16 protein-coding genes are annotated in these 18279 nt (G+C 67.9%); 4 read left to right on the top strand and 12 right to left on the bottom strand.

Features of this window, described 5'->3' with window-relative positions; genetic code table 11:
- Positions 1 to 79 precede the first annotated feature (79 nt).
- Both LDQ05_RS00645 and LDQ05_RS00640 read right to left on the bottom strand, forming a co-directional pair.
- Positions 80 to 2725 (bottom strand): transglycosylase domain-containing protein, encoded by a 2646-nt coding sequence (locus LDQ05_RS00645; protein WP_372460997.1) that lies wholly within the window; start codon positions 2723 to 2725, stop codon positions 80 to 82.
- A 420-nt stretch (positions 2726 to 3145) separates the two neighbouring features.
- A complete protein-coding gene (locus LDQ05_RS00640) occupies positions 3146 to 3592 on the bottom strand; it encodes a DUF5318 domain-containing protein (protein ID WP_226434954.1) in 447 nt (148 codons plus the stop codon).
- Positions 3593 to 3663: 71 nt separating this feature from the next.
- Between LDQ05_RS00640 and LDQ05_RS00635 the strand changes: the two genes are divergently transcribed.
- The 3 genes from LDQ05_RS00635 to LDQ05_RS00625 all read left to right on the top strand — a co-directional run bounded on the left by LDQ05_RS00635 (position 3664) and on the right by LDQ05_RS00625 (position 5913).
- Positions 3664 to 4074, top strand: a complete 411-nt coding sequence (locus tag LDQ05_RS00635; protein WP_226434953.1) for a DUF1707 SHOCT-like domain-containing protein — start codon at positions 3664 to 3666, stop codon at positions 4072 to 4074.
- A 182-nt stretch (positions 4075 to 4256) separates the two neighbouring features.
- Positions 4257 to 4814, top strand: coding sequence for a PadR family transcriptional regulator (locus LDQ05_RS00630; RefSeq protein ID WP_226434952.1), 558 nt, complete (start codon positions 4257 to 4259; stop codon positions 4812 to 4814).
- A complete protein-coding gene (locus LDQ05_RS00625; RefSeq protein ID WP_226434951.1) occupies positions 4807 to 5913 on the top strand; it encodes an inositol-3-phosphate synthase in 1107 nt (368 codons plus the stop codon). Before LDQ05_RS00630 ends, LDQ05_RS00625 begins: the two co-directional genes overlap by 8 nt.
- A gap of 65 nt (positions 5914 to 5978) precedes the next feature.
- On the opposite strand, the gene LDQ05_RS00620 is transcribed toward LDQ05_RS00625, so the two are convergent.
- From LDQ05_RS00620 to LDQ05_RS00610, 3 genes are read right to left on the bottom strand one after another with little or no spacing between them, the layout of a single operon-like run.
- Positions 5979 to 6737, bottom strand: a complete 759-nt coding sequence (locus LDQ05_RS00620; RefSeq protein ID WP_226434950.1) for an SDR family oxidoreductase — start codon at positions 6735 to 6737, stop codon at positions 5979 to 5981.
- The gene (locus tag LDQ05_RS00615; protein ID WP_226434949.1) at positions 6734 to 7807 is read right to left on the bottom strand and encodes a phosphotransferase family protein; all 1074 of its coding nucleotides are present in this window, start codon (positions 7805 to 7807) and stop codon (positions 6734 to 6736) included. Before LDQ05_RS00615 ends, LDQ05_RS00620 begins: the two co-directional genes overlap by 4 nt.
- Positions 7804 to 9048, bottom strand: coding sequence for an acyl-CoA dehydrogenase family protein (locus LDQ05_RS00610; RefSeq protein ID WP_226434948.1), 1245 nt, complete (start codon positions 9046 to 9048; stop codon positions 7804 to 7806). Before LDQ05_RS00610 ends, LDQ05_RS00615 begins: the two co-directional genes overlap by 4 nt.
- A 47-nt stretch (positions 9049 to 9095) precedes the next feature.
- On the opposite strand from LDQ05_RS00610, the gene LDQ05_RS00605 reads away from it, so the two are divergent.
- Positions 9096 to 9698 carry a TetR/AcrR family transcriptional regulator gene (locus tag LDQ05_RS00605; RefSeq protein ID WP_226434947.1) on the top strand — a complete coding sequence of 201 codons (603 nt, stop codon included), beginning with the start codon at positions 9096 to 9098 and terminating at the stop codon, positions 9696 to 9698.
- Here LDQ05_RS00605 and LDQ05_RS00600 read toward each other — a convergent pair.
- From LDQ05_RS00600 to LDQ05_RS00570, 7 genes are all read right to left on the bottom strand, one after another.
- On the bottom strand, positions 9673 to 11805 hold the full coding sequence (locus LDQ05_RS00600; protein ID WP_226434946.1) for a transglycosylase domain-containing protein: 2133 nt from the start codon (positions 11803 to 11805) through the stop codon (positions 9673 to 9675). The two genes, LDQ05_RS00605 and LDQ05_RS00600, sit on opposite strands and share 26 nt — an antisense overlap.
- A 132-nt stretch (positions 11806 to 11937) precedes the next feature.
- Positions 11938 to 12132: a hypothetical protein gene (locus LDQ05_RS00595; protein ID WP_226434945.1), complete on the bottom strand. Its 195-nt coding sequence runs from the start codon at positions 12130 to 12132 to the stop codon at positions 11938 to 11940.
- A complete protein-coding gene (locus LDQ05_RS00590) occupies positions 12129 to 12941 on the bottom strand; it encodes a carbohydrate ABC transporter permease (RefSeq protein WP_226434985.1) in 813 nt (270 codons plus the stop codon). Before LDQ05_RS00590 ends, LDQ05_RS00595 begins: the two co-directional genes overlap by 4 nt.
- Positions 12942 to 13015: 74 nt before the next feature.
- Entirely contained in the window at positions 13016 to 14095 is a 1080-nt protein-coding gene (locus LDQ05_RS00585) for a carbohydrate ABC transporter permease (RefSeq protein WP_226434944.1), read from the bottom strand.
- A gap of 17 nt (positions 14096 to 14112) precedes the next feature.
- The gene (locus tag LDQ05_RS00580; protein WP_226434943.1) at positions 14113 to 15390 is read right to left on the bottom strand and encodes an ABC transporter substrate-binding protein; all 1278 of its coding nucleotides are present in this window, start codon (positions 15388 to 15390) and stop codon (positions 14113 to 14115) included.
- Between the two features lie 192 nt (positions 15391 to 15582).
- On the bottom strand, positions 15583 to 16656 hold the full coding sequence (locus LDQ05_RS00575; protein ID WP_226434942.1) for an ABC transporter ATP-binding protein: 1074 nt from the start codon (positions 16654 to 16656) through the stop codon (positions 15583 to 15585).
- Positions 16657 to 16729: 73 nt separating this feature from the next.
- Complete coding sequence (locus LDQ05_RS00570; protein ID WP_226434941.1) at positions 16730 to 18169, bottom strand: alanine/glycine:cation symporter family protein; 1440 nt, start codon at positions 18167 to 18169, stop codon at positions 16730 to 16732.
- Positions 18170 to 18279 lie beyond the last annotated feature (110 nt).

Raw genomic sequence — 18279 nt, 5'->3', positions numbered from 1 at the left:
TCGTCGGTGAGCGGCGCCGGAGACACCCGGGGTGTGCGCTCGACGTCCTCGTTCACGGTCACGTCGCGAGGCTACCGGGCTAGCGTCCACCCCCGAACTGCCCGCCCGGATCGTCGAACTGCGGCACCCGGTTCGTGGTCGTGGCGGGAGCCGAATCGTCGCCGGTATCGGTACCGTCACCGGGTCCGGTGTCCGTGTCGGTCTCGGATTCGGTCTCGGATTCGGTGGTGTCGGAATTTCCGGACTGTCCCGGCCCGCGGGGTGGTGTCGTCGTCTGCTGCTGTGCGACACCCGGGATCGGAATCGTCACCCCCGGCAGGATCTCGACGTTCTGCGTCGTGATGTCCGGGATGTCCGGCAGCGTCGGGATCGTGCGGGTCGTGGACGACTCCGTCGTCGGGGGAGCGGTCGTCGACACGCTCCACGTCGGCACACCGGACACCCCGGCGATCTTGCCCGGCGTCGGGAACTTCTCGATGTCGGTGCCCTCGAGGGCCCCGTCCATCGTGTCCTTCCAGATGTCCGAGGGCAGACCCGAGCCGTAGATCATCCCGCCCCAGCTGTTCTCGAGGGGGAGACCCTGCTCGGTGCCGACCCACACGGCGGTCGACAGCGACGGGGTGTACCCGACCATCCACGCGTCCTTGTTCGATCCGGTGTCGCCGAGCTGCGCGGTACCGGTCTTGGCGGCCGAGGGGCGCCCGCCGGCCAACCCGTGGTTGCGGGAGTACGCGGCGATCGGCACCATCGCGGCGGTGGTGTTGTCGGCGACGGCCTCGTCGACGACCTGCTCCCCCTGCGGTGCACCGCGGTCGAGGAGAACCTCGCCCTCGGACGTGACGACCTTCTGCACGAAGTGCGGGTCGTAGTGCATACCCGACGCGGCGAGGGTCGCGTACGCGGATGCCATGTCGAGGACCCGCGACTGGTACTGGCCGAGCACGATGCCGTAGTTCGGTCCGGCGCCACCGGGCTCGGTGAGGGTCGGGCCGACACCCGGCAGTTCCTCGGCGACACCGAGTGTGTGCGCCATGTCGGCGATGGCCTGCGGGCCGTTCTCCATGTCGAGCATCATCCGGTAGAAACTCGTGTTCAACGACCGTTTGAGTGCCTCGGCGATGGTGCACTCACCGCACTGCTCGCCCTCGACGTTGCCGATGCTGATGCCGTTGACGGTGAGCGGACCGCTGTCGTACGTCTGCGACAGGGGAACCCCCTGGTCCAGGTTGGCGGCGAGACCGAACACCTTGAACGACGAGCCGGTCTGCAACCCCGACTGGGCGAAGTCGAAACCGACCCCGTTCTCCCCGCCGTAGTACGCGCGCACCGCGCCGGAACGCGGATCGACGGACACCACGGCGGTCCGCAGTTCCTCCGGCTCCCCCTCCAGATTGGAACGGACTGCGTCGAGCGCGGCGGCCTGGGCCTGTACGTCGATGGTGGTGGTGATCTCGAGTCCCGCGGTGTTCAGCAGGTTCTCGTCGATGCCCTCCGCCGACAACTCCTGCATGACCTGGGTCTTGATGAGACCTTCGGGTCCGTTGGTGTCGTCGCCGTTGTCGAGTTCGGCGAGCGGGACGTACGCCGGATACTGCATCGCGTCCCGGGTGGTGGCGTCGAGCGTGCCGGCGGTGACCATGCCGTCGAGGACGTAGTTCCACCGCGACCGCGCACCGTCGGGATTCGTCTCCGGATCGAGCAGCGACGGCAGGTTGATGGACGTCGCGAGCACGGCGCCCTCTTCGATCGTCAGATCGGACACGGGCTTACCGAAGTAGGCGTTCGAGGCCGCCGCGATGCCGTACGCACCGCGACCGAAGTAGATGGTGTTCAGGTAGGCCTCGAGGATGTCGTCCTTCGACCACTGGTTCGCCATCTTCGTGGACAGCACGAGTTCGCGGATCTTGCGGGTGAGCGTGCGCTCCGAACCGACCACCGCGACCTTCACGTACTGCTGTGTGATGGTCGAACCACCACCGGCGCTGTCGCGGCCGAGGATGTTGTCGCGGGCGGCACGTGCGAATCCGGTGACCGAGAAGCCCGGATTGGTGTAGAAATCGCGGTCCTCGGCGGCCAGCACCGCGTTGCGGACGTGTTCGGGGATCTGCTGCAGGTCCACCTCGGTGCGGTTGCCCTCGGGTGGGATCACCTTGGTGATGACGGTCGATCCGTCGGAGTTGTAGATGGTCGCCGCCTGGTTGGTGACGAGCTCACCGGGCCTCGGCACGTCCTGCACGATGTACGCGAGCATGAAACCCAGGATCGGCACGACGATGCCGATACCGACCAGCGCGTAACACACCCTGCGGACGGTGCGCCACCGCGACGGCTTCTTCCTTCCGCCGCCGCTGCTTCCGCTTCCGCTCCCGTTTCCACCGCCGGTCGGCGGTTTCGTCGGCGGACCACCGGTCGCCGAGGCGGTCGCGGGCCGGTCGGGCACCGGACGGGCGGGCGTGGCCTGGTCTCCCGCGGACACCGATCCGGGGGCGGGGCTGTGCGAGATGCGGCGAGTGGCGTCGGCGCCGGCGGCCCCCGGACGACGATCGGCGGGCGGGACCTGCGGGGAGCGCCCCTGCGGAGGCCGGCCCTGCGGTGGCTGACCCTGCGGTGGCCGGCCCTGCGGGCGTGGCTGCTGCGAGGGTGAATCCCCCGGCCGACCCGGCGGCGGTCCGGGGCGCCCCTGACGTTCCGGCTGCCCCGGCTGACCGGGCCTGCCCTGCGGCATCGGGCGGCCCTGCTGCGGGGGCGGCACGGGCCCGCGCTGCGGGGGCATCGGCGGTCGGCCACCCTGCTGCGGACCCGGCTGCGCCGGCCGACCCTGCGGCCCGGGACGCATCTGCGAAGGACCGGGCCGTCCCTGCCCTCCCGCCGGGGGCGGAAGCGGGCGACCCCGGTCTGGAGCGTCGCCGGGTGCGGGACGCCGCGGCGGCACTCCCGCCGCCGGGCCGTCCCCGCGAGGGGGCACCGGCCGGTTCTCGTCGGGCTCGTTGTCGGGGGAACTCACGTACGTTTCTCCAAATGGTTGCGCGACGCGTTACGCCGCATCCTCGAAATCCGTCGGTGGACGGGTACTCGACGACCCGGTCGTTCGGTCTCGTACACGTGTGAACTCCACTGGAACGTCGTGATCACGCCCGGTGTCCGTTCACTCGCTCGCAGTGCGTCGATCCGTTCCCGCCGAACGACGACGGGGACGTTTCGGTGCGGGTTGCGCACCGAGGACATACGACTGCACCAGGTGGTTCCAACGGCAGGTGCGGCACACCTCGACCACGTGCACCGAGAACTCCTCCTGACCGGCTGCCAGGCGCACGAGTTCCTCGGGTGTCCGCGCCGATCCGGACACCGGACCGAGTTTGTCTCCGAACACCCAGGACACGATGGTCAGTTGCTCCCTGCGGCAGATGGGGCACACGACATCGCTGCCCCGACCGTGGAACTTCGCGGCTCGCAGCAGATAGGGACCGGCGTCGCAGACCTCCGCCACGCCGCGTCGCCCCGAGTAGACCTCGGCGAGCAGCGACCGTCGCTGCAACGCGTAGTCCACCACCTGCCGCTGAGTTCGCACGGGTCCAGAGTACGTGCGCCGCATCGGAACGTGAGTGGTGCGTGCCCCCGGACACCGTCGATACGGGCACATCCGGGACGAACTACCCTTCGTGCGTGGCCCGCCGACACACGCCGCAGACCCGAGTGCGCGACAGCGACCGTGCGCACACCTGTGCGCGCCTCGACGCCGCCCACGCCGACGGCCACCTCACCACCGCCGATCATCGCGACCTCCACGCACGCGCCCGATCAGCGACGACGTTGCGCGAACTCGCCGAACTCGTCCGCGATGTACCCGCAGCGGGCACCGCCGCCGCCGCGGATCGGCCGTCCGGTTCCCGTCTGCTGCGGATCACCGTCGCGGGTGTGACGCTCGTCGCGGCCGCGGCGGTCGTGTGGCTCGTACTGCCCGCCCGCGGAACACCGCCCGCCGGATCGACGTCGGCGCCGACGGTGGCGACCGTGACGACCGGACCCGCGTCCGGGGCGGACACGTCGGCGACCGATACCGGCCCCGCACGGTAGGCCGCCGCCTCCGGTCGCCGAAGCCCCACACGACGCCGAACCACCCCCGCCACTCGCTCACCTGCGGTTTCGCGGCGCCACCCACGCGATGTATCGGATGAGCGTACGGTCGTATATATCGATGCGATATAGTCTGTCGTCGTATCATTCGGTTGGGTTCGATTGTCCGGGAGGTGGCCCACTTGCTCGAGCTGGCAATTCTCGGGCTGCTGCTCGAGTCACCCATGCACGGCTACGAGCTCCGCAAGCGCCTCACCGGCCTGCTCGGCGCGTTCCGCGCCTTCTCGTACGGCTCGCTGTACCCGACGCTGCGTCGGATGCAGTCCGACGGCCTGATCGAGGAGGATTCGGGTGCTCCGGGCCCGGTCAAACGCCGGGCACGACGCGTCTATCAGCTCACCGCCGCCGGTCGCGAACGGTTCGCCGAACTCGTCGCCGACACCGGACCGCAGAACTACACCGATGACGGATTCGGTGTCCACCTCGCCTTCTTCAGCCGCACCCCCGCCGAAGCGCGGATGCGGATCCTGGAAGGCAGGCGGCGCCAGGTCGAGGAACGCCGAGAAGGCCTCCGCGACGCGATCGGGAGGGCCAGCGGCACGCTGGACCGGTACACCCGACAGCTACATCAGCTCGGGCTCGAGTCCAGCGAACGCGAAGTGCGTTGGCTCAACGAACTCATCGCCGCCGAGCAGTCGTCAGCAGCAAGCAGGAAAGAAGGAGAACCCGACCATGGGTGAGAACAGCACCGACACCGCTGTACGCGTGGCCATTGTGGGCGTGGGAAACTGTGCCTCGTCCCTGGTCCAGGGCGTCGAGTACTACAAGGACGCGGACGCGAGCTCGACCGTCCCCGGCCTGATGCACGTCGAGTTCGGTAGGTACCACGTCCGCGACGTCAAGTTCGTCGCCGCGTTCGACGTCGATGCGAAGAAGGTCGGCTTCGATCTCTCCGAGGCGATCAACGCCAGCGAGAACAACACCATCAAGATCGCGGATGTTCCGCCGACCGGTGTGACCGTGCAGCGCGGACACACCCTCGACGGCATCGGCAAGTACTACAGCCAGACCATCGAGCTGTCCGACGCCGAGCCCGTCGACGTCGTGCAGGCCCTGAAGGACGCCCGGGTCGACGTCCTCGTCTCCTACCTGCCGGTCGGCTCCGACGAGGCCGACAAGTTCTACGCCCAGTGCGCCATCGACGCCGGCGTCGCCTTCGTCAACGCACTGCCGGTGTTCATCGCCTCCGACCCCGAGTGGGCCGAGAAGTTCCGCGCGGCCGGCATCCCGATCGTCGGCGACGACATCAAGTCGCAGGTCGGCGCGACCATCACGCACCGCGTCATGGCGAAGCTGTTCGAGGATCGCGGTGTCGTGCTCGACCGCACCTACCAGCTGAACGTCGGCGGCAACATGGACTTCAAGAACATGCTCGAGCGTGAGCGTCTGGAGTCGAAGAAGGTGTCGAAGACCCAGGCCGTCACCTCCAACCTCGAGGGCCCGCTGTCCGGCAAGGTTCACGACCGCAACGTCCACATCGGCCCGTCCGACTACGTCGAGTGGCTCGACGACCGCAAGTGGGCGTACGTCCGGCTCGAGGGTCGCGCGTTCGGTGACGCACCGCTGAACCTCGAGTACAAGCTCGAGGTGTGGGACTCCCCGAACTCCGCCGGCATCATCATCGACGCGATCCGCGCCGCGAAGATCGCCAAGGACCGCGGTCTCGGCGGCCCGATCCTCCCGGCCTCCGCGTACCTGATGAAGTCCCCGCCGGTCCAGATGGCCGACGACAAGGCCCGCGCCGAGCTCGAGGCGTTCATCATCGGCGCCGAGAAGTAACCTTCCCGCACCCGAGCCGTGCGCACTTCTGGTAGTGGGAACTACCAGAAGTGCGCGCGGGTGCGTCAGGAGATGCGGCGGACCAGCGACAGCGGCAGCACCTTCATCGCGTAGGCCAACGGAATCCACGGCCAGCCCGGCACATACGCCTTCGCCGGCTCCTTCTCGATCGCCGCCACCAGCGCGCGACAGCCGGTTTCGGTGTCGACGATGAACGGGACCTTCTTCACCTTCTCGTTGATCTCCGAGCGGATGTAGCCGGGGAAGATCGTGCTGACGGTGATGCCGGTGTCGGCGAGATCGGAACGCATGCCCTCACCGAGCGACGCGACCGCCGCCTTCGACGCCGCATAGGTGGTGATGTTGCCCCGCATACCGCGGATCGCGCTCATCGACGAGATCAACACGAGGTGACCGGCATTCCGCGGGCGCATCAGTTCCAGCGCGGCCTCGCTCTGAGCGAGGGCACCGAGGAAGTTGGTGTTCGCGGTCTGCGCGTTGGCCCGGAAGTATCCGGTACCCAGCGGCTGCCCCTTGCCGAGTCCGGCGTTGACGATGATCCGGTCCAGACCCCCGAGTTCCTCGTCGAATTCACGGAAGACGCGGAAGACGGCGTCGTGGTCGTTGACATCGAGTGCCCGCACCGAGACCGTGATACCGGGGTTCGCGCCCATCAGTTCGGTGCGCAACTCTTCCAGGCGGTCGGTGCGACGTGCCGCGAGCGCGAGATCGTGTCCGCGCGCGGCGAACTGACGTGCCATCTCGGCACCGAGCCCGGAGCTGGCACCGGTGATGAGGATCCTCTGGCGCGTGGGCCGGCTCATCGGTTCTCCTTCTCGTAACGGTCGATCAGCGCGTTGCACCGGCTGTCGAGGTATCCGACGACCATCCAGAAGTCCTTGAACGCGGGGTTGGTCGTCTGTCCGTGGTGGTAGCGGTAGTAGATCTGCTGGGCGATGACGGCGAGGCGGAACAGCCCGAACACCTCGTAGAATCCCCAGTTGTCCACCGACAGGCCGGTCTTCGCCGCGTAGTAGTCGACGATCTCCCGTCGGGTGAGCATCCCCGGCAGGTCCGACGGCTGACGCTTCGTGGCGAGCAGCATCGGATCGTCGTCGGCCTGCACCCAGTAGGCGAGGGACGAGCCGAGATCCATCAGCGGGTCCCCGACGGTCGCGAGTTCCCAGTCCAGCACCGCGACGGGTGTCAGCGGATCGTTCTCGTCGAGCACGACGTTGTCGAGCCGGAAATCGCCGTGCACGAGCACGGAGGCGACGTCGGCGGGCTGTGTCCCGTCGAGCCACCGGGTGACCCGCGCGAAGTCGGGCACATTGTCGGTGCGGGCCTTCGCGTAGCGGGCCGTCCAGCCCGCGACCTGCCGCGCGACGTAGCCGCTGCCGCGACTGAACTCGTCGAGTCCCGTTGCGGCGGTGTCCACACCGTGCAGTTCGACGAGCAGATCGACGATGCGCGTGCACAGGGTGCGGACCTGCTCGGGGGTGAGTTCGTGTGCCGCTGCGGCGTCGCCGCGCAGGATGGTTCCGCGCACACGTTCCATCACGTAGAAGTCGCTGCCCAGCACCGAGGGGTCGGTGCACAACCCGATCATGGCGGGCACGTGCGGGTAGGCGGTGGACAGTAGTGACTGGATCCGGTACTCGCGCGACATGTCGTGCCCGGACGACGGTTTCGCTCCCGCCGGCGGACGTCGCAGCACGAGATCGCGATCGGGATAGCGCAGCAGGTACGTGAGATTGGAGGCGCCGCCGGAGAACTGACGAACCTCGGGGACCCCGTCGATGCCGGCGTGGTCGTGCAACCACGCGGCGACCGCGGCGACGTCGAAGGCGTCCTCGTCGCGGACGGCGCGGGCGTTGTCGGGCAGGTCGCTCACTTGACGGCCTCCGTGTACTTCGCGAGTTCGAATCGGGCGACGAGTCCCTGGTGCACCTCGTCCGGTCCGTCGGCGAGACGCAGCGCGCGCGCGGCGGTCCAGGCACCGGCGAGCGGGAAATCACCGGACATGCCTGCGCCGCCGTGGATCTGGATGGCGAAGTCGACGACCTGCTGGGCGACGCGGGGCGCGGCGACCTTGATCTCCGACACCGCCGACCGTGCCCCGGCGAGCCCCTGGGTGTCGAGGAGCCACGCGGCGTTGAGGACGAGCAGGCGCAGTTGGTTGATCGCGATGCGCGCATCGGCGATGCGTTCCCGGTTGCCGCCGAGGTCGATGAGCCGCTTCCCGAAGGCCGTGCGCTCCAGCCCGCGACGGCACGCGAGTTCGAGGGCGTGCTCGGCGAGCCCGACGAGACGCATGCAGTGGTGGATGCGCCCCGGACCGAGCCGGCCCTGGGCGATCTCGAAGCCGCGTCCGGGGCCGGCGATGACGGCGTCGAGGGGCAGCCGCACGTCGGTGAACGACACCTCTCCGTGCCCGCCGGGTTCGTCGTAGAAGCCCATGGTCGAGAGCATCCGTTCGACCTCGACGCCGGGGGTGTCGATGGGGACGAGGACCATCGAGTGTCGCCGGTACCTGTGGGCGTCCGGGTCGGTCAGGCCCATGAAGATCAGGATGCGGCAGTCGGGGTGACCGATGCCGGTGCTCCACCACTTGCGGCCGTTGAGGACGACCTCGTCGCCGTCGACGACGGCGGTGGCGGCCATGTTGGTCGCGTCGGAGGAGGCGACACCGGGTTCGGTCATGCAGAACGCGGAGCGGATCTCACCGTCGAGCAGGGGACGCAGCCACTTCTGCTTCTGCGCCTCGCTGCCGTAGTGGTACAGCACTTCCATGTTGCCGGTGTCGGGGGCGTCGCAGTTGAACACCGCGGACGCGAACGGCGACCGCCCCATCTCCTCGGCGAGCGGCGCGTACTCGACGTTGGTGAGTCCTGCACCGAGTTCGGCGTCGGGCAGGAAGAGATTCCACAGACCCTGATCGCGGGCCTTGCGCTGGAGCTCCCGATATTCCGGCGACACCGACCACAGGTCGGCGGCCGCGACGTCGCGGCGCTGTTCCGGGGTCTCGCTGCGCGCTGCGCGGATGCGCTGCTCGAGCGGTGTGACCTCGGTGGCGATGAATGTGCGCAGCCGTTCGAGGAGTTCGCGGCTCCGCTCGGTCTGTCCGAAATCCATGGATCCCTCCGACCCGTAATTGAGCAATGCTCAGTTAGACTAGCGGTGTGAGTACCGCGCGACAAGACCCCGACCGCCGACGCCGCCTCCCACCGGAGGAACGGCGACGTCAACTCGTCGCGATCGGACTGCAGGAACTCGCATCCCGGCCCATCCACGCCCTGTCGGTCGACCGGGTCGCCGAGATCGCCGGGATCTCCCGCGGCCTGTTGTTCCGGTACTTCCCCACGAAACAGGACTTCTACGTCGCCGTGGTGGGCGCCGCCTCCCGTCGAATGCTGCGCGCCGCGATCCCCGCACCCGACGATCCCGAACCCCTGCGTTCGGTGCTGCACGCCTTCGTGTCGTTCGTCGACCGCCACACCGACAACTATCAGGCCTTCTTCCACGGCGGGTTCGGTGCCGATCCCGAGATCCGCACCATCCACGACACGGTGAAGACCACGATGGTCGACCGCACCGCGGCCGCGGCCGGCGTCACCGTCGACGCCACCACGACGATGCGGATGCGCGCGTGGTGGTCGATGGTCGAATCACTCGCGATCGACCGGACCGCACGCCCCGACGAGATGACGGTCGACGACGTCGTCGACTACGCGATCTCCGTGTTGCACACCGCCGTGCTCAGAACCCCGGGATCTCGATCGTGAACCCCGGCAACACCTGGATCTGATCCGGGATGTTCCGGGGAAGATCGACGGGGGGCGCCGGGATCGTGAGGTTCGGCAGGTCACCGAAGTCCGGGAGTCTCAGCTCCGGGACGGCGGGCCCGGTGGTCGTCGTCGTGATTCCCGGATCGGACGGCACACCGGCCTGACCACCGATCGGGTCCGGCCACGGGAAGCTCTCGACGTCGGTGCCCTCGAGCGCACCGTCCATCGTGTCCTTCCAGATGTCGGCGGGCAGCCCCGATCCGTAGATCGACCCACCCCACAGGTTCGTGATCGCACCCGCATCCGCCGTGCCGATCCACACCGCCGTCGACAGCGACGGGGTGTACCCCACCATCCACGCGTCCTTGTTCAGGCCGGTCTCGCCGAGCTGCGTGGTTCCGGTCTTCGCGGCCGACGGGCGACCTCCGGCCAGCGCGTGACCGCGCGAGTACGCGGCGATCGGCATCATCGCCTGGGTGACGTTGTCGGCGACCGCCGCGTCGAGACGCTGCTCACCGACCGGCGTGCCACGGTCGAGCAGCACGGTGCCGTCTGCGGTGGTGACCTTCTGCACGAAGTACGGCTGGTGGTACATGCCCGACGCGGCGAGCGTCGCGTACGCCGACGCCATGTCGAGAACCCGCGACTGGTACTGCCCCAGGACGATGCCGCCCTCGGGGATCCCGTTCTCCTCGGTCAGCGACGTGCCCTCGACACCGGGGATCTCCAACGGGATACCCGCCTCGTGTGCGGCATCGGCGATCTTCGACGGACCGTTGTCCATCGACAGCATCAGCCGATAGAAACTCGTGTTCAGCGACCGCTTCAGCGCCTCCGCGATGGTGCACGTACCGCACGATTCACCCTCGACGTTGCCGATGGTCAGGTTCCCGATCCGCACCGGGGAACTGTCGAACTTCGCGTTCAGGCCGATCCCCTGCTGCAACGCCGCGACCAGACCGAACACCTTGAACGACGAACCGGTCTGCAGCGGTGCCTGCGCGTAATCGAACCCGGCACCCTCCTCACCGCCGTAGTACGCGCGCACCGCACCGGACCGCGGATCGATCGAGACGACCGCGGTCCGCAATTCCTCCGGTTCACCCTCGAGATTGCCGCGCGCGGCGTCGACGGCGGCCTGCTGCGCCACCGGGTCGATCGTCGTGGTGATGCGCAACCCCTCGGTGTTGAGAGCCTGCTCGCTGACACCCGCCGCCGACAGTTCCCGCACCACCTGCGTTCGGATCAGTCCTTCGGGTCCCGTCGCCTCGCTCGCGAGAGCCAGCTGATCGGACGGCACCGTCTCGGGGAACACCTGGTCGGCGCGGGTCGAGTCGTCGAGGACACCCATCTCGACCATCCCGTCGAGGACGTAGTTCCAGCGGGCCTCGATCGCGGGCCGGTTGTACTCGGGGTCGAGGGACGACGGTGTCTGGATGACTCCGGCGAGCACCGCTCCCTCCGACACCGTCAGGTCACCGACGGGCTTACCGAAGTAGGCCTGCGCCGCAGCGGCGATCCCGTAGGCGCCGCGACCGAAGTAGATGGTGTTGAGGTACGCCTGGAGGATCTCCTCCTTCGACCATTCCCGCGCCATCTTCGTCGAGATGACGAGCTCGCGCATCTTGCGGGTGAGGGTGCGTTCCGAACCGACGAGCACGTTCTTGACGTACTGCTGGGTGATGGTGGACCCGCCACCGGCGGTGTCCTTGCCCATGACGTTGTCGCGCGCGGCACGCGCGAACCCGGACACCGAGAAACCGGGGTTGCTGTAGAAGTTGCGGTCCTCCGCCGACAACACCGCGTTGCGGACGTGTTCGGGTACCTCGTCGAGATCGACCTCGACGCGATTGCCCTCGGGAGGCACGACCCTGCCGATCTCGGTGGTGCCGTCGTCCGCGTACAGGATGGAGATCTGGTTGGCGGTCATGTCGGCCGGGCGCGGCACCTCCGCCGAGATGTACGCGCCGGCGAACACCCCCAGCGGTACGAGCACGAGCAGGGCCACCACGACGAGGGCCGCGTACGTCACGATGCGACGACGGGGCTTCCCGCCACCGACCGCGGGGTCGTTTCGAGGCGTCGACGATTCGGGGGAACTCACTCGTACCACTTTCTCCGGGTTTCACTTCTCCGGGTTCCGGTCGGGGAAATTCTCACAACCCCGACGCAAGTATGGTACGAGTTCGCGGCAACTGTGCCGCAGCACACGACACGGTCACCGGACTCGGCCTGCTCAGGTGCCGGCGCGTCGCCACGCCCGGAACGCGAATCCCCACGCCACCGCGAACCCGAGCAACACCAGCGCGGGCACGATGCCCGGCTGCGGCGACAGCAACTCCGCGACCGCGCCGACCAGCGCCATCGCCGCGAACACGGTGAGGAAGCCGAGCAGCATCTCGAGTCGCTGCCGCCGGGGGAGCCTGGTCACGATTTCACGCCGCCCGCCGTCAGACCCGCGATGATGCGACGCTGGAAGATCAGCACCATGATCACCAACGGCACCATCACGAGGGTGCCGCCGGCCATGATCGACGCATACGGCACAACCAGCGGATCGGTGCCGGTGAACCGCGCCATCGCAACCGTCACCGGGGCCGTCTTCTCGTTGGACAGCTGCGACATCAGCAGGTACTCGTTGACCGTCGCGATGAACGCGAGGATCGCGGTGGTGAACAGTGCGGGCGCCGCGAGCGGCAGCATCACCAGCCGGAACGCCTGCCCACGGGTGGCCCCGTCCATGCGGGCCGCCTCCTCGAGTTCCCACGGCAGATCGGAGAAGAACGACGTGAGCGTGTACACGGTCAGCGGCAGCACGAACGAGATGTTCGGGATGATCAGCGCCTGGTAGCTACCGATCCAGCCGATGTCGGTGAACAGCTGGAACAGCGGCGTGACGAGCGCGACCACCGGGAACATCGACGCGCCCAGGATGATGCCGGTGACGAAGTACTTGCCGCGGAAGTCGAACCGTGAGAGCGCGTACGCCGTGAACACGCCGATGAGCAGCGCGATCACCGTGGTGGCCCCGGCGATGATGACGCTGTTGAGCAGCGCCCGCGAGAAGTTGACCTTGGCGTCGGGGTCGAGCGCGTCCGCGAAGTTCTGCAGCGTCGGGTTCTCCGGCCACAGCGCGGTGCTGAACGTGTCGGACGGGTCGCGCAGAGCCGTCACGATCATCCAGTAGCAGGGAGCGAGACCCCACACCACGATCAGGGCGACCCCGAGGTAGGTGCCCACCGTCCGCCACCGCGACCCGCTGCGGGCTGCGCGGGCGGGCGGCGCCGACGGCGCCTGCTTCGTCTCGGTGACCGTCACGCGATGTCCCCCTTTCGCTGCTTCTCCTGGGTGCTGACCGCGTTGGCGCCGAGGAAACGCACCAGCACGAACGCGACCGCGAAGATGATGAGGAACGTGATCGTCGACAGCGCGGACGCCGAGTTCACGCCCTGACGCATCTGGTCGACGACGAGCACGGAGATGGTGGACGTCGCCGGGTTGGAGCCCATCATGATCGCCGGCAGGTCGTACATGCGCAGCGCGTCCATGGTACGGAACAGGATCGCAACCATCAGCGCGGGTTTGACGAGCGGCAGGGTGATCATCTTGAACCGCTGCCAGGCGTTGGCACCGTCGACCTTCGCTGCCTCGTAGACGTCGGACGGGATCATCTGGAGTCCGGCGAGGATCAGCAGGGCCATGAACGGCGCCGTCTTCCACACGTCGGCGACGATGATCGCGAACCGGGCCGGCCACGGGTCGGCGGTCCACAGGATGTCGGTGCCGAGCAGCTTGTTGGCCACGCCGTCGTTGGCGAAGATGAAGAACCACAGTTTCGCGGTGACGGCGGTGGGGATGGCCCAGGGCACCAGTACCGACGCGCGGAGCAGTCCCCGGCCGCGGAACGACTTCGCCATGACCAGGGCCATGCCGAGTCCGATGACGGTCTCGAGCGACACGGTCACCACCGCGAAGAAGAAGGTGTTGCCCACCGACTCCCAGAACTGGGATCCCAGGGTGCCGGGCGGGCAGGGGATCGCGCCGGTGGCGGTCCCGCAGGTCTGGGTGATCCAGCGGGTGTAGTTCTCGATTCCGACGAACCCGCCGGTGACGAACAGGCCGGTCTCGGGGTCGAGGGTCCTCCCGTCGCCGTACAGCGACATCCACACCGCTCTGCCGAGCGGATACAGGATGATCACGGCCAGCACGATCATCGACGGCGCGATGAACACCCACACCGGGACCTTCCGGCGTCGCTTCACCGGCACCGCCGTCGGCTCGGGTGCTTCGGGTGCACGGTGCCGTCCGCCCACACGGCCGCGGCCGGGACCTGTGGTCCCGACCGCGGTGTCGTGTGACGGATCCGCCGTCGTTCCGACCTGCGGGTCTGCCATCTACTGCTCCCTGTGGATCAGTTACCTGCGGTTTCGATGCCGGCCTGGATGTCCGTGAGCGCCTGCTCGACGGTCTTCTCACCCCGGATCGCCGCGTACGAGTTGTCGGAGATCGCCTTCGACACGTTGGAGTAGTACGGCGAGGACGGACGCGGCTTCGCGTTCTCCAACGCCTCCTTCAGCGTCGAGAAGTACGGGAACTGCTCGAGGATCTGCGGGTCGTCGTACACCTCGGCGAGGACCGGCGCGCCGCCGACCTCGGCGTAGTAGGTCTGCGACTGGCGGGTCTGCATGAACTCGAGGAAGTCACGGGCGGTCGCCGGCGCATCCGAGAACGCGCTGATGCCGACGTTGTAGCCACCGAGCGTCGAGACACCCGGGCCGTCGACACCCGGCAGGACGGCGATGCCGTAGTTGCCGGCGATCGACGAGGACTCGCCGTCGGTGTAGAAACCGGGCCACGTGCGCAGGAACAGCGCATCACCGTTGCCGAACGCGGCCTGCGACTCGCCTTCGGTGTAGGTCTGCGCGGCCGCCGGGATGGTGCCGTCGGCGAACCGGTCGACGATGAACTGCAGTCCCTCACCGGTCTGGTCGGTGATGTCCGGGGTCAGTCCGTCCTCCGCGACGAAGCCACCGCCGAAGGCGTTGACGATCTCGGTGACGTTGACCGTCAGACCCTCGTAGTTCTTGAACTGACCGATGTAGCAGTCGATGCCGGCCTCTTCCGCCTTCGGGCACTCCGCCTGCAGTTCGTCCCACGTGGCGGGCGCCTGGTCGACGAGGTCGGTGCGGTAGTAGAGGAACGCGGCGTTGGTGTTCTTCGGGGCCGCGTACAGGGTGCCGTTGTAGGTACCCGACTCGACGGTCGCGGGCAGCAGGCCCGACGTGTCGATCGCGAAGTCGCCCTCGAGGGGCGTCAGCCAGCCGTTGGCCGCGAACTCCGCGGTGTTGGTGACGTCGACGGCGATGAGGTCGTACTCGTCGCTCTTCGCCTGCATGCGCTGGGCGATATCGTCGTACTGGTCGTTCGCTTCCTTCGCGAGCGGCTTGAACGTGACCTGCTCGTCGGGGTGATCGGCGTTCCAGTCGGCGATGATGTTCTCGAGCGCGGCGTTGAGGGGGTCCTGGCCCTCGACGATGGTGATGGGACCGCGGCCCTCACCTGCTGCGCCGGTCGCCTCGGAGCCGTTGTCGGAACCACCGTCGTCCGAGCCGCACGCGGTCAGCACCAGCAGCGCCGCCGAGGACGCGGCGATCGCGGCCCGGCGCACCGCCTTCGAATTCAGAACCATGAACTACTCCCTGTCAGTGAGCGAACTCCGGTTGTCGATCGGCCATGTGCCGTCGACATCGGCACCTACTGTGGCACGGACCACCGTCGAAAGTCGGCATTCCGCCCATCCTTGATCGGTTCTGTGTCCCCCGGCGCAGCCGATGCACGAGCCGCAGCCGGTGCACGAGCCGCAGCCGGTGCACGAACCGGCTCAGCCGATCCGCAGACCGTCGGAGGCCTTGAAGACGTGCACCTGATCGGGGTCGAACACCAGGTGCAGGCGGTCGCCCTTCTGGGGCGGGGTGCGCCAGTCGCTGCGGGCGACGATCTCCTGGGGTCGCCCACCGATCACGGCACCACCGTAGACGTAGGCGTCGGAACCCAGTTCCTCGACCACCTGTACGTCCACCGGAAGACCGCGGTCGGCGATCTCGAGGTGCTCGGGGCGGATACCGAGCACGACCTCCGATTCGGTGACCTGCCCGAGGACGTCGCGCGGCACGGGGACGTGCACGTCACCGACCATGACGCCGCGGTCGACCACGGGGAGGGTGAACAGATTCATCGCCGGCGACCCCATGAACCCGGCGACGAACACGTTCGCGGGACGGTTGTAGAGAACCCGCGGGGAGGCGCACTGCTGCAGCAGGCCCTTCGCGAGGACGGCGACGCGGTCGCCCATCGTCATGGCCTCGACCTGGTCGTGCGTGACGTACACGGTGGTCGTCGCGAGTCGTCGCTGCAGTTGCGCGATCTGCGTGCGTGTCTGCACGCGCAGTTTCGCGTCGAGATTCGACAGCGGCTCGTCCATCAGGAACACCTGGGGTTGCCGCACGATCGCGCGACCCATCGCGACACGTTGCCGCTGGCCACCGGACAGTGCCTTCGGCTTGCGGTCGAGGTACTGCTCGAGGTCGAGCATCTTCGCGACCTCGGTGACCCGTTCCCGGATCTCCGCCTTCGGGGTCTTCGCGAGTTTGAGCGCGAACCCCATGTTCTCGGCCACCGACATGTGCGGGTAGAGGGCGTAGTTCTGGAACACCATCGCGATGTCGCGTTCCTTCGGGTCCTGCCCGGTCACGTCGCGATCGCCGATGAGGATCCGGCCGCTGTGCACCTGCTCGAGTCCGGCGAGCATCCGCAGCGACGTGGACTTGCCGCACCCGGACGGCCCGACCAGGACGAGGAACTCACCGTCCTCGATCTCGAGGTCCAGGGCGTCGACCGCGGGCGTCCCCGAGCCCGGGAACAGGCACGTCGCCTTGTCGAAGGTCACCGAGGCCATGGAGAGTCCTTTCCGGAGCCGAGTCACTGGCGTGCGGTAGGGGAATCTACACGGCGGGTGATGCCGCGGACGGTCAGCGCGGGGGCGCGGTGAGAGTGGCGTCGTCGTCCCCCCACTCCTGGATGCCGCGCACCCCCGGCACGTCCCCGCGGCGGAACACCGGGTCGCGGCCCTGTTTCCGCTGCGCGGTGTAGTTGTGGAACATCGCGTAGGCGATACCCGACAGCGGGATCAACGCGATCAGGTTGACGGTGGCCATCACCCCCATGGCGAGATCGGCGAGCGCCCACACCAGCGGCACAGACCCGACGGCGCCGAGGAACACGCACACCACCACGAGCGAACGCAGGTACGGCAGCACCCGGCGTGACCCGGTGAGGAACTCCATGTTGGATTCGCTGTAGTAGTAGTTGCCGATCACCGAGGTGAAGGCGAGGAAGAAGATGAGGACCGCCAGGAAGTGCACGGTCCAGTCGCCCAACTGCATCGCCAGGGCGTTCTGGGTGAGTGCGGCACCGTCGATCCCCGATCCGAACACGGGGTCGGAGAGCAGGATGATGAACGCGGTGATCGAACAGACCAGCCACGTGTCGAAGTAGACGCCGAGACTCTGCACCAATCCCTGCTTGACGGGGTGGGTGACCGCGGCGGTCGCGCCCGCGTTCGGCGCGGACCCCATACCGGCCTCGTTGGAGAACAGTCCGCGACGGATGCCGTTCATGAACGCCGCACCGATACCGCCGCCCGCGACCTCCTCGAGCCCGAACGCGTTCTCGAACACCAGGCGGAACATGCCGGGCACCTCACCGATGTTGAGGATCACCACGATCAGGCCGATGACGAGATACGCGCCCGCCATCACCGGAACCACCACCTGCGACACACCCGAGATACGCCGCACCCCACCGAAGATGACGGCAGCGACGAGCACCGACACGACGACACCGAGCACGACCTGCAGGGTCGTCGTCTTCTCGCCCACCGAACTCGCGACGGCATCGACGATCGAGTTGGTCTGCACGGCGTTGAACACGAACCCGTAGGTGATCGTGATGATCACCGCGAAGACCATGCCCATCCAGCGTTTCCCCAGCCCGTACTGCATGTAGTAGGCCGGTCCGCCCCGGAACGCGCCCTTGTCGCGCACCTTGTACAACTGCGCGAGCGTCGATTCGACGAAGGCGGTGCTCGCACCGATCAACGCCATCACCCACATCCAGAACACTGCGCCGGGCCCGCCCAGGCTGATCGCGATGGCGACACCCGCGACGTTGCCGGTGCCCACCCGGGAGGCCGCGGAGATCGAGAAGGCCCGGAACGCCGAGATCCCCTTCTGTCCGTCCGGGAGGTCCTCGGCCTTCTCGGTGATCGAACGGAACATGTCGGGGACGAGCCGGATCTGGATGAACCGCGATCGGATCGTGTAGTACAGACCGGATCCGATCAGCAGTGCGATGACCGCGTACCAGAACCGATCGTTGACATCGGTGATGAAGTCGACCGCAGTGTCCATCCCCAGATCGTGCCGCGTACCCGGCGCTCGCGCAGGAATTCCGGGCGATCACGCCGTTCGGATCACCGGCGGCCGCGACCGTGTCGCGGGTAGCGTCGACATCCGTCACC

This window comes from Rhodococcus yananensis (assembly GCF_020515525.1).
GTDB classification, from domain to species: Bacteria; Actinomycetota; Actinomycetes; order Mycobacteriales; family Mycobacteriaceae; genus Rhodococcus; species Rhodococcus yananensis.
Note: the sequence above shows the minus strand (reverse complement) of the source record. Positions and strands in the feature narration are given on the sequence as shown.

Bases quoted from the DNA above. Each gene is read 5' to 3' on its own strand.
- LDQ05_RS00645 (WP_372460997.1), bottom strand. From the start codon at position 2,725: ATGCCGCAGGGCAGGCCCGGTCAGCCGGGGCAGCCGGAACGTCAGGGG.
- LDQ05_RS00640 (WP_226434954.1), bottom strand. From the start codon at position 3,592: ATGCGGCGCACGTACTCTGGACCCGTGCGAACTCAGCGGCAGGTGGTG.
- LDQ05_RS00625 (WP_226434951.1), top strand. From the start codon at position 4,807: ATGGGTGAGAACAGCACCGACACCGCTGTACGCGTGGCCATTGTGGGC.
- LDQ05_RS00620 (WP_226434950.1), bottom strand. From the start codon at position 6,737: ATGAGCCGGCCCACGCGCCAGAGGATCCTCATCACCGGTGCCAGCTCC.
- LDQ05_RS00610 (WP_226434948.1), bottom strand. From the start codon at position 9,048: ATGGATTTCGGACAGACCGAGCGGAGCCGCGAACTCCTCGAACGGCTG.
- LDQ05_RS00585 (WP_226434944.1), bottom strand. From the start codon at position 14,095: ATGGCAGACCCGCAGGTCGGAACGACGGCGGATCCGTCACACGACACC.
- LDQ05_RS00580 (WP_226434943.1), bottom strand. From the start codon at position 15,390: ATGGTTCTGAATTCGAAGGCGGTGCGCCGGGCCGCGATCGCCGCGTCC.
- LDQ05_RS00575 (WP_226434942.1), bottom strand. From the start codon at position 16,656: ATGGCCTCGGTGACCTTCGACAAGGCGACGTGCCTGTTCCCGGGCTCG.
- LDQ05_RS00570 (WP_226434941.1), bottom strand. From the start codon at position 18,169: ATGGACACTGCGGTCGACTTCATCACCGATGTCAACGATCGGTTCTGG.